Here is a 15,153-nt window from a genome sequence, read left to right as displayed (position 1 = left end):
AAATATAATAGATAAATTAGTAAAAAGACGACTCTAAATTTTTAAAAAAGAATTTGAGTCGTCTTTTTTATAACAAACTTCAAGTTTCACTGAAAAATCATAAGATTTTCAGTGGCCTCTCATTCAGCAGGATTTTTTTCCATTACTTATGGTTGCGTATTACTCTCTTCATTCGTTGCTGGAGTATCTTTTATATTCTCCATTTTAGCTTTTGCCTCTTGGACGATTTGATCAAGCTCTGAAAGTATGGCTTGATCCAATTCTTTCGTTTTGCTTTCTTTCATGGACTGGATAAGCTGATTTGAATATTGCTGCAAAGCCTTTGTTCGCTCTAAAATCTCATTCTCTACCTTTTCATCCAGTCTATGTTCAGCTTTCGCAATTTCTACTTTTAATGCTTCTTCCAAACGCTTTGTTTGTTGTTGTTGCTCTGCTAAGATAGCAGCATCTATTTTTTCAATAGATTCATCTTTTTTCTGTTGAAACCAACTAGTAAGTAAACCATTAATGTCTTGATCAGCGAAAACAGCTGTAAAACTTCCTCCCATTAAGGTTACAGATATAATTACAATGATCACTATTCTTATTCGGCTTTGGCGCCTTTTTTGTTTTCGAGTTTGGATTCTGTTTAACAACTGCTTTCCCTCCTTAGCATCTATCTATTTCAACAGAATAGATAATTATTGATGAATACCCGATATAACTTCATCAAGAGCTGCTTTTGCTTCATCTTCAAGAGCCTGTGCTGTTTCCGTAATAATAACTTGTTGTTCTTCAACTAATCCTGCTAATAATTCCGTTACTAACTCACGAAGATCTTCAATAGCCCAATCGACTTGATTTTTTAAGTTCCTAATTGTAATTTCCTCATTTGAAGCCAATTCTGCTTCTAGTTGCTCTTGTGCATTTTGCACAGCTGCCTCTAGCTCAGCTACAGCTGTTTCTTTAGCCTCTGTTAAGTCTGTAGTTACTTGATTAACTGCTGATTGCCCAACTTCTCCAGTATATGCTGTTAAATCTTCCGTAGCATAATTTAAACCTTCTTCTTGTAAACGTTCAATTTCTAAATAACCATCAATTAAAACATTATAAAATTGCAATCCCATATCTTCTAGTATCTGCTGCGCTTCGCTATCAAGTGACTCGATATGCTCTAGCTTTGTCGCAACGATTTCCTCTAACGAAGCATTTGTTTCTTCTACTCTTGTTAAATCAATATCGAGAGAGGCATCACTTTTTAACTGCTCATACTCAGCCTCAAGCTCCGGTAATTTTCCCTCTCCATAAGCAGTTACCTCGTCTTCAATTCTCTCCACCGAATCATTAAACATAGCATTGTACCATTCACGTAATGCTGATCCTGCATCCGTATTAGCAAATACTATCCCCGCACCAGATAAAACACCAACACCAATAATACCAGCAGCTATCTTTCCTTTTAGTGTACGTAAACCTAGCTTCATTCTACATACTCCCCTTCTTTTCTTTTATATTTGATAGAAATCATATGATAGATCCCTAATCATATAACCAAGTTTGTAAAGATGAAGTAACATCTTCCTTAATCTCCGTATGAATCTCCGATTTTTTTCTAACCTCATAGGCTTTCAATACGTCACCCTCTAGGTTCTCCTTTGATTCTTGTAAACGGACGTAATAAGATTGTAAATATTGATTAATCTCCTTTTTATTTTTGGAACTAACACGTTTGGATAGCTGTGTTAACCGATCTGCTTTGTTCTTAATCGTTTGTTCTTTTTCTTCAAGAAGAGATCGCTTTACACTTAAACTCTTCTCTTTCAACCACTGGTTGATTCCTTCAACCGTTTCAAAGTAATCTGTTAACCAATGTTCCTTTCCTCGATCAGCCGAAGCACTCATATGCCAAGTTGCACCCGTTGTAAAGAGAATAATACTAACGCCCCATAGTAATCGTTTTTTCACGACCAACTATCCTTTCGTATTATTACTTATCTATCATTAACATTTATTTACTCCCTCTTTGATACTATAGTAACAAATTGACCCTCTGTTAAAATCTGAAAATTATACTATTTTTGTAATAGTATAATAGTTTTAAGCCTTGAATTAAAAACTAACTTCAAATCCAATTATAGGTATAAACACATACATAAATCAGAATTTTCTACAAAAATCGATATAAGCTGCAATGGATTAAAAATTTCTTGTTTAAAGAAAGGACTTTTGGCTTATAAAGTTATCATGAACGAAAATGGATTATAACATCCTTAATAATAATAATCTTACGAAGGGGAATGAATCAAAATGAAAAAATAAAATTAAATACAATACAACATTTTTTAGCACCATAGGATTAACTATAAGTATATTACTTTTTTTATTTTCTACCTTTAGCAGAGATTTCACGATTTTTCTGTTAATAAACTAGAAGTACACCCCCTCATTATAACTGTTGCAATTTCTTTAGCTTCATTTGTTATAGTTATATTAGGGACCTTTAGAACAAAAAAGGGAAAGTCTACAATAATAAACTTATCCGTAATAGTTATTACTCTTTTAATTTCAGCAATATCTATTTCAATTTTCCTATTCGGTAATTTTATTGATAGCATTTAAGGGGCTGGGACAGTTTCTAACCGAAAAAGGCTTCGGTAAACCTTTAATGGTGTTAGAGGGAGTGTGGACAGACTACACTAAGTTGGACAGATAAAATGAGGGCTTGTAAACTTAGATTAATAACTGAAGGGAGCATGCTACGATGGCTCGTCAACGTCGAACTTTTACACCAGAATTTAAACTGCAATTAGTGAAGTTCTATGAAAACGGCAAATCGCGTGCAAATATTACAAGAGAGTATGACATCACGCCTTCTGCATTAGTTGGATAAAAAATCATCAAGAAACAGGTTCATTTGCCGCCAAGGATAATCTTCCTGAAGAGGAAAACGAACTTGCTCGATTACGTAAGGAAAATCAACGATTAATGATGGAGAATGATATTTGCACCTAAAGGTATAAATACGACTAAGCATATAAAATACCAAGTCTTACTAAAAAACAAGCAGCACTGATCATGGGACGAAAATAGATATGATTCGAAATAACGCTCACAAATATTCGGTATCAGCAATGTGTAACGTCCTACAAATTCCAAAAAGTACCTATTACTATCATATCGATTTAAGTAGTAAGCGAGAAAGGAAAGGAAAGCAAAAGATAAGAAGCTTAATAATGAAATTGCTCGTATATTTAAAGAAAGTCGTAATAATTACGGAACTCGCAAACTCAAAAAAGCGTTAGCTAACTTATCAGAACCAAAACAAGTATCACGCCGTCGTATTGGTCAATTCATGCATGAAATGGGACTTGTTTCAAACTACACAGTGGCGCAGTACAAACCACATAAATTAACGTGTAACGAAGCCCCCATAAAGAATGAATTACAACGCCAATTTAATCAAGACGAACAATTAGCTGTGATTGTTTGAGATTTAACATACGTTCGTGTAGGGAAAAAGTGAAAGTATGTATGCTTATTTGTCGACTTATTTAATCGAAGAAGGTGCTCGTGCCATATTCCCAACAGTAACAGTCCAACGATGTATCGTTCATCTTATTCGAAATTCGCTTAAATTTGTACCAAGCAAAGACTACAAACCTTTCACAGCTACTTTACGAAAAGCATATGCAGCATCCAGTCTAAAAGCATGTCACAGCGCCTTTGCAACCTTTCAACAACAATGATCTTCTTACCCAGCCATTGATGTATGGGAACGCTATTCCTCTCATGTAGAGCACTTTTTGTAGTGCGATTCGGAAAATCATGTATACAACAAATGCCGTAGAAGGTATTCACTCCAGCTATCGTAAAGTAACCAAAAAAGGAGCATTCCCCAACGAGAACGCTCTGTTAAAAGTGTTATATTTACGCGTAAAAGAACTTGAAACAAAGTGGGAAGGCGGTTATATCCAAAAGTGGTCCATCGTTATGAACCAACTCCTCCACCACGAAATTCTGAAAGAAAGGGCTTTAAAATACATGGAATAAGTTTGTACTTACACACTTTATCTTGACAAGCCCAAGTTAGATTGACATTATCTTTATCATGTAACAAAAACTTCTAGTCGCCCTAACTTTTTTAAAAACGTGATGACGTTGACCCTCTTATTCAATATAAAATAGGCCGAAGAATCCTCCTTAGCTTACAGAATTAACTTATTTTTCTCTTCAAAACTTGCTTGTACAATATATCTGAAATGTTGACGAGACCCCCGTTAGAACCCTGGTAATAGATTGGCTGTTCTTATAAAAAAATGTTGCCTTGATGGCAGCCCCTAAGACTTTAGGTTAGGTGTTTTAATATCCTATTTTTCCATGTACTTTCATACCATAAGATTTTGCATCTACAACAAAATATTGTGGAAGCATATAACCACCGAATTCACTTCCCATATAATGATTAGCTCCTTTAGCATATCCTTGCCAAGGTATTAAACTACAATAAGTTGTTTTCAAACCAGTAGATCTACTAAAAGTTACTTTATAGCTTTTATTTTTACCCTTTCCTTTTACGTAATGATTATAGGCCCATCTAGCTGCTTTGTCCCCTTTACTTTTACTATTAGGCCTAATAACAGTTGTTTTTTTATAATTTTTAAACCATGTTGCTTTTTTAATAGATTTAGGCTTAGATTTCTTATTTGCTATATGGTAAACATTTGATCCAGTAATACTAACAATACCTACATGTCCAGTAATTCCCTTACAAATATTCTTATCATTTTTACATTGTGTACTCGGAGTATACAAGATATCGCCAGCTCTTGGCTTATAAGAAGATGATGACATAAATGTACTTATTTCATTTTCTTCCTCCGGAACTTCTAAATCAGGGACGTCTTCTAATATTTTTTCAATTTCTTGATTTAATTTAAGACTTTCTTGATGTAAATCATATTCATTCTCATTACTTGCAAAAACCGAAGAAGTACTAAATAAAAAGGCAATCAAAAACAGGGATGCAACAATAATTAATTTTTTCTTCATCTTGTAATCTCCTTTATTTTCCATTTAAACATTATTATACTATAAGAATGGTAAATAAAGGAGATATTTTCATAAATAATCGTACCTACTTGTTAAAAGATAGATAATAGATAATTACATTCCAGATAGACCTGCCATAATTACAAAAGCAACCCAGCAAAAACCACAAATCAACATAATAAACGATACTATCCCCATTATTGATAGACCAAATATTGATTTTTCTTTTACGTTTGATTTCCTAGTCGCTATAACTAAGAAAATGATGCCCAATAACCAAATAAAACAAGTAAAGGTAACTCCAACCCAATACCAGGTTAGACCTTTTCCCCAATGTGCCATACTTTGAAAAACACTACTCATTATAAACACACTTACTGCACATAAAACCGATAAAGATACATACAGTTTTTTTCTCATCTTGTTCTCCTTTTTTATGTATTAATCTCTAATCCGTTTTGCTCTGATAACTGGTGGTATAGAATCTCCTAACACATCATTAGTTTACAATGCTATATCCAGTACTGATTCTATCTTAACAGAAGGCGCAGTCTTTGCAATTATCGAGACTTTAGACGAAGAGGTCGTAAACCGCTGGCGAAAATACTAGGAATTAAATGTGCATCTAATTTTTAAATAGTAATAAATCAATTACTGAAAGAAATAGATATAAATTGTGACTATGTATATAAGCAAAAAAATATACCTTTTTGGCAATCGGGCGTATGCAATTAAATCCTGCATAAATACAACTCACATGGAGAATTGATTATGGTTGCTAATTAGCCAACCAAGGACACACCTTGCCCAATTGCCTTTCACCTTTACCACAGAGGCACCTTGTCAAGTTACCATGGGTCTGAATATATATAAATACTTCCATACTTATAATGTCGATTGCCATTTCCTACAAAAATTAAATGCCAAATACAAACGCAATACTTAAGAATATAATAAAAATTATAGATCGACATACTATGAATATCTGCTTTCTTACTAAAGGAATATAGGCTACCATATTTTTTGAATAATGTAGATATAGATTTGCATCTAACTCTCATCCCTTGCATTTAGCTCTTTAAAAAGTAGTCTTAGATACTATAGAACGACCAATGATCCCAACAGCTGTAATCTCATTGTTAATCCATGAATCAAAAGCTTGTTTCCCCTCGGTGTAACCGTAGCTTTTGATCGTCCTAAGTGTTTTCCTTTGGCTTTTTCCCCTTCTATTCTTCCATCTTGCCTTGTTTTAATATCCAATCTTTCTTTTTCTGTAAACGCAGCTAATACATTTAAAATCACTTTTTGGATAGCTTGTTTTATTATTTCGTCCTCTTGATCAGATGTATTAATCATTAGTTCTTTTAAAGATTTTAATTATGCCCCATTTTCTACAAACTACCCATTTTTTAATGTTTCATTCATAGATCTACCCACCCTGGTAATATAGTCGAATACTATTTCGTCATTCTCCCTTACGAGTTGTTTTAATAATTGATATTGTGGCCTTTTATAATTTTTACCTCTCAGTTTGTCGAAAAAGACAGCTCTCTCACTTGTAGATTCTCTTCTCATGTTATCAATTTACATTTTGAGCTTAATTCGAAACTCTAATATACCCAAATCTTTTTAATATTGAGAACCTCCTCCCTTTTAATTATAACAAACGAACGTAATGATGTATTGTTGTTTACGAACGTTTTTAAATTTTTTTATGACCTTTTTAAACGTTAAAAATTTTGATTTTATAAGACTCTCACTCTTGTATAAAAAATTACAAATTATCTATTACAACAAGAAAAAGAGACTTTACTAGAAAAATATATCCTCGTAAGTATTGGTACTGGAACCTCTTATTTTTTAGTGAGCAGAAATAATTTCACTCGTCTATTCGGGAGTGGAATTGGTGGAGGTATCTTTATGGGACTTGGCTATCTATTAAGCGGTAAATCTGACTATAATGAGCTTGTTCAGTTGAGTCAGATCGGCAATCATAAAAATAGTGATGTATTGGTAAACGATATTTATACATCCACGGAATCACCTCTTGAAAGGAATTTAACAGCTGCCAACTTTGGTAAAGTCCAGCAGGCAAATGAAGCCACTTCTGCTGATTATCTGGCTAGTCTTACACAATTAATTGGTGAAAGTACGATTCTGTTGGCGTCACAAGCAGCCATGGCCAATCAAACGGATAAAATCGTGTTTACTGGTAGTACCTTATCGTATAACAAACCGTTAAAAAAGGTATTATCCGAGTTTCAAGCCATGCTTCCATATGAACCCATATTTCTCGATAATGGCCCATATGTAGGAGCAATTGGTGCCTTTTTATCATGAATAAATAGGTTTGAATTTAGAATGAGGTATGTTCCAGTTACCCTATATAGATACCCCCTTGATCAGATTTTATATCTATTTAGTAAAGCTTGGAGATATGGATTCTAAAAACCCTTTATAGCGGAAGGAAAAAAAATTGAGCCGTCGACTGCCACAAAACAGCAACATCTGCTGCTTTCGTGGTTAATGGTATGGACTCACAGATAGCTAAAGCGTTGACTGCAAGTGACGGCTCATAATCTGATATTTTATTCCATTATAGAGTTATCGAAACAGAGAAAAATGTTCAACAGTATGATTGGAAGAGTTAGGTAATCATTCATATCAAATTACTAAGCTTTACAAATACATACAAAAAGTATAGAATGATCAAGTATATTATTTACCTAGGTAAATATATGAGGTGATACAATTGAAAGAATTAATGAATCGAGATTTGCTCCATTTACTAAACCAACGATTTCGATTTTTCACAAAAGAGATGAACAATCGGCTTAGTGACCATGGGTTATTTGCATCCCAATGGTCCATTATTTTTTGTATTGATCGTTTTGGTCCTATGACACAGACAGAAATATGGAAATACTTAAATATCGAAGCACCTACTGTAACAAGGACATTATCTCGTTTGGAAAGAAGCGGCTGGATTACTCGGAAACAAGGCACAGATAAACGGGAGCGCGTTATCGAATTAACCGACTATGCTAGCAATAAGATACCTATTGTTAGAGAAACAATGGATCAATTTGATAACGATATGGTAGCAAGTCTAACGTACGATGAAAAAGTACAACTATATACATTATTAACTAAATTAGCAACAGGAGAGAACAACCTATGAGTCAAGAACCAAAAATATGGACAAAAAGTTTTATAAGTATTTCAATGACACAATTCCTCATTTTCTTATCCTTTTATACGTTAATGACAACTCTTCCTATCTATGTGATTGACAATTTAGGTGGTACAGAAGCAGAAGGTGGTTTAGTTGTAACCGCCATGTTATTGGCAGCGATTATCGTCCGCCTTTTTTCTGCGAAGCTATTAGACAAGACAGGGAAAAAAAGGGGACTATTAATAAGTGTAACGATCTTCGCAGTCACCTCGTTTTTATATCTAATTATTGATGCCTTCATGCCATTATTAGCATTGCGATTCATCCATGGGTTATCTTTTGGTATTATTACTACTGCTACAGGGGCGATTGCTGCCGACATTATTCCACCATCACGCCGCGGTGCTGGACTTGGATATTTTGCTATGGCAATGAACTTAGCCGTTGTCATCGGTCCATTTATAGGTTTAACCTTATTACAATATACGAGCTTTCAGAACTTATTTATAATTTTAGGAATACTAATGATCGTGGCTATTATGAATTCAGCGATGGTTAACGTTCCTAAAGAAAAAGTTGCTCCGAAAGCAATCAAGCAAAGGTTAACGATTCATGATTTTATAGAAATGAAAGCAATGCCAATTGCATTAATAAGTAGCTTAGTTGCGCTGGCTTACGCTAGTGTGATGTCCTTTATTTCCGTATACGCTAACGGCTTAGGACTTGCTTCTACAGCGAGTTATTTCTTCGTCGTCTTTGCAGCAGTCATGCTATTATCAAGACCATATCTCGGAAGATCATTTGATTCGAAAGGTCCTAAATTTGTGATACTCCCATGTTTATTTCTCTTTGCTATTGGACTTGTATCATTGAGCATCACTAATACACCTTGGATGCTACTACTATCTGCTGCGTTAATCGGTCTAGGTTATGGAACTTTATTACCAAGTTTTCAAACAATGGCAATTCAAGCTGCTCCAAATAACAGAAGCTCGCATGCTACATCTACTTTCTTTATATTATATGATTCAGGTATTGCTGCAGGGTCCTTTATTTGGGGAATTGTTGTAACAGCTATTGGATTCTCTAATCTGTATCTCATCTGTGCAGTAATTATCTTAGTAGCTATTGGTCTATTTCATATGTATCATTCTAAGGTAAATAAAACAAAAATGAAAAACGAGATAGCATAAAAGGCAACGTCAAAGTAATTCTAATTAAGGAATAAACGTACAACTAAATAATGGAGTACAACTAAACCACTCTGGAAAATATACATCGCTTTTACCTGGCGCCTACGTATATTTCCAGAGACATCATCCATTCTTACAATGGATTGTTTTTATTATGTCCCAATTCCTCTTGTTGATTAGCTTATTCCAATCATAACCGCAATCACTAATGCAACTGCAGCAATAGATAGCCAGATTAATATTAGCTTCCAAACAAACTTGACCCATCTTTCATACGGGATTCCCGCTACTGCTAAGTACCCCATTAACGCGGCAGAAGTAGGGATTATAGAATTACTTATCGCATCACCGTATTGATAGGCGAGTACAGCTACCTGCCTTTCAATACCCAATATATCTGATAGTGGAACCATCAAAGGCATAGTTGTTGCAGCCTGACCACTACCAGAAGGAATAAAGAAATTAAGAATAATTTGCACCACATACATTCCAAGGACATTCAGTGTATCTGGCAGATTAGAAATGGCGTTAGATAATGCATATATAATTGTATCGATGATGACTCCATTTTCCATCACTACAAGAATGGTTCTTGCAAAACCTACGATTAATGCACCAAATGCAACAACTTTCATCCCATCAACAAAGGAAGCAAAGGTTTTATTAATGCCCAATCCACCAATAATCCCAGAGAATAAACCAATAATGATAAATGATGCAGCTAGTTCTGTTAAAAACCATCCCCAATTAAATACGCCATACATATTGATGAATACACCGACTCCAAGCGCGAGTAAAACTAAACCGTGGCGGAAGTTGAACATAGCTATTTTATTTTGCTCCGTTGCAGTATCGTATTGCTTTGTCTGTATATCAATGTCATACATTACAGATATCCGTTGATCAAGCTTAACCCTTCTCGCATAACGCATTACATACCAAATTGCAATGGATAATATAAATAAATATACAACGAACCGAAAGAGGAATCCTGAGAAAATTTGCACTTCTGCAATTCCTTGTGCTACTCCTACTGTAAACGGGTTCATCATACCACCGATAAATCCACTAGCAGCACCAAGCGTAATCATTGCTGTCCCCACAATTGTGTCATATCCAAGTGCACGCGCAATTGCTATCCCAATTGGAACAAATATGATACTTTCTTCAGACATTCCTGTGGTGAATCCTAAAATCGAAAATATAAGCATAATGACTGGAATAAGAAGCCTTTCCCTGCCTTCCATCCTATAAACTAATTTATTAATGCCCGAATCAATTGCTCCAGTAGCTCTGATACAGCCAAACGCTCCACCTACAAGAAAGATATAAAAGATAATTTGAGCACCTTTTTCCATTCCTTGTGGAATTGCGGTAAACACTTCAAAAAAGGTGATAGGGGTTTGCTCTACCCGTTGATAACTATCTTCTACTACAACTTCTCTCCCGCCTACTTCACCTCGTTCATATTGTCCAGCAGGAATGAGATACGTAGCAACTGCAGCCATAATAATAATTGAAAATATGATTGCATACGTGTGAGGAATCCTCCATTTCTTCTTCATATCAAATGATCACCTCTTCAAACGCTTTACTTAAATGAAATAGCGTGTCTTCTTTGATATGTATACCTAAACCAGGTCGATCTGTCATATTCACTTTAGGAAGTGAATAAGTTAAATCTCCAATATCTGTTGTGAACTTTGTCGGACCTGAAAGCTCAGTTGAAATAATATTTTCCTTTGCTAGAGCTACATGAAAGCCTGCAGAAGATGCGATACTTGATTCGACCATCGAACCTATTTGGCATTTTATTCCAAACAATGACGCCTGTGTAGCAAGCTGATAAGCCGGATAGATACCTCCACATTTCATTAGCTTAATATTGATATAATCCACTGAACGATGCTCTATCAAGGTTCTTAAGTCTTGCGGTGACACCATACTTTCGTCTGCCATTAAAGGCGTATTAGAGCTTTCTTTTAATGATCGAAATAAGGATACATCCATTGCCTTAATAGGCTGTTCTATCCACGTTACTCGAAATTCAGATAAGCGCTCAATCATCTGTTTAGCTACTTGAATACTACCCCATCCTTGATTAACATCGATACGAATTAATATATTAGGACCTACCGCCTCACGTACGGCTCGCACTCGCTCTATATCTGCTTCAAAATCAACACCTAATTTCATTTTAATTTCATGATATCCATCTCGTATTGCTTCCTTGGCTTGTTTAGCAAGTACATTCGGTTCTAGGATACTAAGCACCATAGGTATGGTCGGGTCCTCATGCTTTCTTCCACCTAATAGCGAATAGATTGGTAGATTACTATATTTCCCTAATAAGTCATAGCAGGCAATATCCAAGGCTGCCTTAGCAGCCCCATTTCCAACTAACTCGCCATCCATTGTGGTATGTAACTGTTGTATATTCCTAGGATCTTTACCTAATATAGCTGGAATTAGTTGATACTTTAGAGCTGCCAATACACTGTGCACGGACTCCCCTGTTACATGTTCGTCTGGCAAGCTTTCACCATATCCAACCAGACCATTGTCTGTATACACTTTTACAATAATTGCTGGCATGACATCGTATCTTGCATACGAAATAATAAAAGGTTCTTTTAATGGTAACTCTATTTTATGAATATCTACTTTTGTAATTTTCATCGTTTATCCTCCAAGCTTATAACGTCGTTAATATGTCGTTAAATATAAAAATAAAGGAATTTTTATTACTTGTCAAATTTTCCGAAAATTTATAACGGATTAGTTTTCAACTAAACCCGTTTCCTTATCTCTATTTCTAGCTCCTCGGAAACCTTGTAAACATTGCGCGGTCTACCCTTTTTAAGCCCTTGCTCTTGTCCAATGATTTCTACTAACCTAGCTTCATACAAGCGTTTAACAAATCGTTCTGAAGTGCGAATGGACACTTGTGAAAATATTGCTAATTCACGAACTGAAAAGAATCCAAACTGATGTACCTTCAAAAAAGTAAAGAATCGTTGCATTGTCCTTAAATTTGTATTCGTTTTATTAATAACATGATGTAACCACTGATCTGTTGTTCTAATCTTTTCACGGCGAGTTTCTCCAAAAACCGGCCCGATAAGTTCTTTGTTATCAGTGACTACATAACCATTGCTCCCCATACCATTAATAGCAGTTTGTAATGCTAACAATGCATTTTCTTCCGCTTCAAAAAGCTGCTTTCCATAACCAACACCAAAAGCAAAGCTTTGTTCCAAGTCTGACTCAAGCTGCGTTATCCACTCAAGATTAGACCTAGTTAATAGAAAATCCTCAATGGTTCCTCTTGTCGTATAACAAATAAGCTTATCTTTTCTCTTTATCGAATATTCGATACCTGGTAAAGGTTTAATGGTATTCATTATGATTTCAAATTGCTTTAAAGTAAGAGGTGTCTTATCTTTAAGTGAAATATATAATATAGATAGCATCCCGTCTTGTAATTGAGAAAATAGTACTCGTTTACTTGCTTCATATAGTATCTCCTCTATGTTTCTTTCCGTATCAACCATATAAATGACAGGTACATTCCTTTTTTTCAGTAAATCATAAACATAATGAATACTTGTAATTGCCATCTTTGTTTGCTTTTCTATGTACAATGTTTCATGAAACGCTGTTATCTCTTGAATTGATAGCTTTTTTTCTTGTGAATCATTATATATCCACTGATAATCATACACATGTAGTGGATTTAATTGAAATGTTATATCGTTTTGAATATCCAACAAAATGGATCGGTCAGGTAAATCAATCGATAATTCGGAAATACGTGCATTAAAATTAATCAGACACGTTAAGATAGAAGCAGCTATCATGTATTCATGAAAAGGTGTTATGATAAATGGTTTATTTTCACAGTTACGATCACGGTAATAAAAAGATACAATTCCAGAAAAACATATAATGTCTGTCTCCTTTGCAGCTTGACGGTGTAATTTACTTATCTCCGAAGGCTTGCCATATAGATAAGTTCTTACTTGAATAGTTGGATGTTGTCTCGCTATCGTTTTAACTGTTTTTACGGAGTGTTCAGATCCAATATACCCTATGGTTATCGCCATGTTTCAAGCTCCTCTCTAACAATATTGTAAATGATTAGGAAATATAAACCAATATTTGCTTTTCAGGATTATACGGAGAATACCCACATTATCTTAATTACAGAACAAAAGCGCAAGTGCCCGATTAGAAACGTAACAAAAGAAGCGAGACAGCGGAGATAAAGGAATCACGGTGTGCTTGCAAGCCGATGATGCCTTAGATTAGGGCGTTTCGAAGTCGCCTCGTTTATGGTCGCTAGAGCTGGACGGTGGTTCAACATCCTCCTCTTTATCCACTTGGGCTAATTTTATAATTTCCTTGACTACAAAGAAGGAATCACCATGACAGAACTGTTGGTGATTCCTTGTATACCGTGTACCTATTAGGTTTGTTGGATAAACTCAACACATTTTTCAGCAATTAATTCTTTATCAAAATCCAATGTCGCAACATGATAACTATTCTCCAATAAAATGATAGAACGTTCCTTTGATGATATAGATCGATAGATTTCTTGTGAGTTTTCTGGTGGAACCACATGATCCACAGTCGAAGAAAAGATTAAGGTAGGTATCTCAATAGCCGGGAGCTGGTCTCTTACTTTTTCAGCTAATTTTTTGAGTTCGCCCATCGATTTTACTGGTGTTTGTTCATATGCTAACTCTTTAACGTTCTCTTTTTTAATATCAGAGCCTATCCCATCAACAAATCGCTTGTCAGTTTGCGATAATTTGTCATAATACTTATTCATATCTGGCATATGAGTAGCCGCATTTATTGGGATAATTCCTTTTATTTCTGGATGGTTTTCTGCGAGATATAGTGTCAATGTTCCTCCCATTGAAAGTCCAGTTACATAGACTTCGGTGCAGGTAGATTGTAATTTTTCTAGTCCTGCTTCTACCGTTTGAACCCAATCGTGATACGTCGTTTTTTCCATATCTTCTGGAGTTGTACCATGACCAATTAAACGAGGACCAAAAACTGTAAATCCTGCCTCAGCTAGTTTTTCACCTAGAAATCGCATGCTTTGAGTAGAACCAGTAAACCCATGAATTACCAATACTCCTGTCTGATTACCAGCGAAATAAAATTCTTCAGCACCTCTTAAAACGTCATTATTTTCTAACATCTTATGACCTCCTTTAATAAACAGTGGGGATTTTATATATCCCTCACTAATTGTTAGTACCACATGGGTATGACCTAAATGCCTTTGAACCAATCGGACATTTACTGGCAGTTGATCTCCCTCTTATCCATACTGGCTTCACTTTATGTGATAATTGTTTGATTATCTGTGGGAGCAAGCACTTATGAAATTGAATGACTATAGTAAATTATACCATATTAGAAGCTAGAAACTTATTCTATGTTTCTAGCTACTATGATTTTTGAACAAAAGCGCAAGTGCCCGATTAGAAACGTAACAAAAGAAGCGAGACAACGGAGATAAAGGAATCACGGTGTGCTTGCAAGCCGATGATGACTTAGATTAGGGAGATTCGTGAAGTCCTCGTTTCAGGGCGCTGGAGCTGGACGCGGCTCAACACACCCATATTTATCCACATAGGCAAATTTTATTAAGAAAAATTGAGCAAAATTCGCTCAGTCCTTATCACTACATGCTCAGATTTACGCTTCCTCTAGTAGCTATTATGGAATAATAGC

Annotated in this window: 16 protein-coding genes and 2 pseudogenes; 7 read left to right on the top strand and 11 right to left on the bottom strand. The window is 35.2% G+C overall.

The genetic code is table 11. The features are described from left to right. Positions 1-146: 146 nt before the first annotated feature. Genes Q1A47_RS17175 through Q1A47_RS17165 form a run of 3 tightly spaced genes read right to left on the bottom strand, consistent with a single transcriptional unit; the run spans position 147 to position 1,944 of the window. Positions 147-635, bottom strand: a complete 489-nt coding sequence (locus Q1A47_RS17175) for a hypothetical protein (RefSeq protein ID WP_166530257.1) — start codon at positions 633-635, stop codon at positions 147-149. A gap of 45 nt (positions 636-680) precedes the next feature. After that, positions 681-1,463: a hypothetical protein gene (locus Q1A47_RS17170; RefSeq protein WP_121603737.1), complete on the bottom strand. Its 783-nt coding sequence runs from the start codon at positions 1,461-1,463 to the stop codon at positions 681-683. Between the two features lie 55 nt (positions 1,464-1,518). Continuing rightward, positions 1,519-1,944: a hypothetical protein gene (locus Q1A47_RS17165; protein WP_166530256.1), complete on the bottom strand. Its 426-nt coding sequence runs from the start codon at positions 1,942-1,944 to the stop codon at positions 1,519-1,521. 796 nt (positions 1,945-2,740) lie between these two features. On the opposite strand from Q1A47_RS17165, the gene Q1A47_RS17160 reads away from it, so the two are divergent. The 3 genes and pseudogenes from Q1A47_RS17160 to Q1A47_RS17155 form a co-directional block, all read left to right on the top strand. Continuing rightward, the gene (locus tag Q1A47_RS17160) at positions 2,741-2,869 is read left to right on the top strand and encodes a transposase (RefSeq protein ID WP_166530255.1); all 129 of its coding nucleotides are present in this window, start codon (positions 2,741-2,743) and stop codon (positions 2,867-2,869) included. Positions 2,870-3,208: 339 nt separating this feature from the next. After that, positions 3,209-3,469 (top strand): annotated as a pseudogene (locus Q1A47_RS20915) (IS3 family transposase); the annotation flags it as partial. A gap of 64 nt (positions 3,470-3,533) precedes the next feature. After that, positions 3,534-4,029 (top strand): annotated as a pseudogene (locus Q1A47_RS17155) (transposase); the annotation flags it as partial. Between the two features lie 309 nt (positions 4,030-4,338). Here Q1A47_RS17155 and Q1A47_RS17150 read toward each other — a convergent pair. The 4 genes from Q1A47_RS17150 to Q1A47_RS20910 all read right to left on the bottom strand — a co-directional run bounded on the left by Q1A47_RS17150 (position 4,339) and on the right by Q1A47_RS20910 (position 6,603). Continuing rightward, the gene (locus tag Q1A47_RS17150) at positions 4,339-5,028 is read right to left on the bottom strand and encodes a hypothetical protein (RefSeq protein WP_166530254.1); all 690 of its coding nucleotides are present in this window, start codon (positions 5,026-5,028) and stop codon (positions 4,339-4,341) included. Positions 5,029-5,142: 114 nt separating this feature from the next. Then, positions 5,143-5,448, bottom strand: coding sequence for a hypothetical protein (locus Q1A47_RS17145; protein WP_166530253.1), 306 nt, complete (start codon positions 5,446-5,448; stop codon positions 5,143-5,145). 678 nt (positions 5,449-6,126) lie between these two features. Next, on the bottom strand, positions 6,127-6,384 hold the full coding sequence (locus tag Q1A47_RS17140) for a hypothetical protein (protein WP_166530252.1): 258 nt from the start codon (positions 6,382-6,384) through the stop codon (positions 6,127-6,129). A 42-nt stretch (positions 6,385-6,426) separates the two neighbouring features. After that, positions 6,427-6,603: a recombinase family protein gene (locus tag Q1A47_RS20910; RefSeq protein ID WP_166530251.1), complete on the bottom strand. Its 177-nt coding sequence runs from the start codon at positions 6,601-6,603 to the stop codon at positions 6,427-6,429. Positions 6,604-6,801: 198 nt separating this feature from the next. Between Q1A47_RS20910 and Q1A47_RS17135 the strand changes: the two genes are divergently transcribed. From Q1A47_RS17135 to Q1A47_RS17125, 3 genes are all read left to right on the top strand, one after another. Next, positions 6,802-7,368, top strand: coding sequence for a hypothetical protein (locus tag Q1A47_RS17135; protein ID WP_166530259.1), 567 nt, complete (start codon positions 6,802-6,804; stop codon positions 7,366-7,368). A 412-nt stretch (positions 7,369-7,780) separates the two neighbouring features. Beyond that, positions 7,781-8,209: a MarR family winged helix-turn-helix transcriptional regulator gene (locus Q1A47_RS17130; RefSeq protein ID WP_246484672.1), complete on the top strand. Its 429-nt coding sequence runs from the start codon at positions 7,781-7,783 to the stop codon at positions 8,207-8,209. Further along, positions 8,206-9,396 carry an MFS transporter gene (locus Q1A47_RS17125; protein ID WP_026682271.1) on the top strand — a complete coding sequence of 397 codons (1,191 nt, stop codon included), beginning with the start codon at positions 8,206-8,208 and terminating at the stop codon, positions 9,394-9,396. Before Q1A47_RS17130 ends, Q1A47_RS17125 begins: the two co-directional genes overlap by 4 nt. 176 nt (positions 9,397-9,572) lie before the next feature. Here Q1A47_RS17125 and Q1A47_RS17120 read toward each other — a convergent pair whose 3' ends face one another. The 4 genes from Q1A47_RS17120 to Q1A47_RS17105 all read right to left on the bottom strand — a co-directional run bounded on the left by Q1A47_RS17120 (position 9,573) and on the right by Q1A47_RS17105 (position 14,614). Further along, positions 9,573-10,961: a YfcC family protein gene (locus Q1A47_RS17120; RefSeq protein WP_166530250.1), complete on the bottom strand. Its 1,389-nt coding sequence runs from the start codon at positions 10,959-10,961 to the stop codon at positions 9,573-9,575. 1 nt (position 10,962) lies between these two features. Next, positions 10,963-12,075, bottom strand: coding sequence for a mandelate racemase/muconate lactonizing enzyme family protein (locus tag Q1A47_RS17115; protein WP_026682269.1), 1,113 nt, complete (start codon positions 12,073-12,075; stop codon positions 10,963-10,965). Positions 12,076-12,185: 110 nt separating this feature from the next. Beyond that, positions 12,186-13,502, bottom strand: a complete 1,317-nt coding sequence (locus Q1A47_RS17110; RefSeq protein ID WP_166530249.1) for a hypothetical protein — start codon at positions 13,500-13,502, stop codon at positions 12,186-12,188. A 362-nt stretch (positions 13,503-13,864) separates the two neighbouring features. Beyond that, positions 13,865-14,614: a carboxylesterase gene (locus tag Q1A47_RS17105; RefSeq protein ID WP_026682267.1), complete on the bottom strand. Its 750-nt coding sequence runs from the start codon at positions 14,612-14,614 to the stop codon at positions 13,865-13,867. Positions 14,615-14,664: 50 nt separating this feature from the next. Between Q1A47_RS17105 and Q1A47_RS17100 the strand changes: the two genes are divergently transcribed. Continuing rightward, a complete protein-coding gene (locus Q1A47_RS17100; RefSeq protein ID WP_299632524.1) occupies positions 14,665-14,802 on the top strand; it encodes a hypothetical protein in 138 nt (45 codons plus the stop codon). Positions 14,803-15,153: the final 351 nt, after the last annotated feature.

This window comes from uncultured Virgibacillus sp., assembly GCF_947495635.1.
Classification (GTDB): Bacteria; Bacillota; Bacilli; order Bacillales; family Amphibacillaceae; genus Virgibacillus; species Virgibacillus salarius.
This window is presented reverse-complemented; position numbering and strand designations above follow the sequence as displayed.

Coding starts and splice junctions, on each gene's coding strand:
- Q1A47_RS17170 (WP_121603737.1), bottom strand. CDS start 1,463: ATGAAGCTAGGTTTACGTACACTAAAAGGAAAGATAGCTGCTGGTATT.
- Q1A47_RS17160 (WP_166530255.1), top strand. CDS start 2,741: ATGGCTCGTCAACGTCGAACTTTTACACCAGAATTTAAACTGCAATTA.
- Q1A47_RS17150 (WP_166530254.1), bottom strand. CDS start 5,028: ATGAAGAAAAAATTAATTATTGTTGCATCCCTGTTTTTGATTGCCTTT.
- Q1A47_RS17145 (WP_166530253.1), bottom strand. CDS start 5,448: ATGAGAAAAAAACTGTATGTATCTTTATCGGTTTTATGTGCAGTAAGT.
- Q1A47_RS17140 (WP_166530252.1), bottom strand. CDS start 6,384: ATGATTAATACATCTGATCAAGAGGACGAAATAATAAAACAAGCTATC.
- Q1A47_RS20910 (WP_166530251.1), bottom strand. CDS start 6,603: ATGAGAAGAGAATCTACAAGTGAGAGAGCTGTCTTTTTCGACAAACTG.
- Q1A47_RS17125 (WP_026682271.1), top strand. CDS start 8,206: ATGAGTCAAGAACCAAAAATATGGACAAAAAGTTTTATAAGTATTTCA.
- Q1A47_RS17120 (WP_166530250.1), bottom strand. CDS start 10,961: ATGAAGAAGAAATGGAGGATTCCTCACACGTATGCAATCATATTTTCA.
- Q1A47_RS17115 (WP_026682269.1), bottom strand. CDS start 12,075: ATGAAAATTACAAAAGTAGATATTCATAAAATAGAGTTACCATTAAAA.
- Q1A47_RS17110 (WP_166530249.1), bottom strand. CDS start 13,502: ATGGCGATAACCATAGGGTATATTGGATCTGAACACTCCGTAAAAACA.
- Q1A47_RS17105 (WP_026682267.1), bottom strand. CDS start 14,614: ATGTTAGAAAATAATGACGTTTTAAGAGGTGCTGAAGAATTTTATTTC.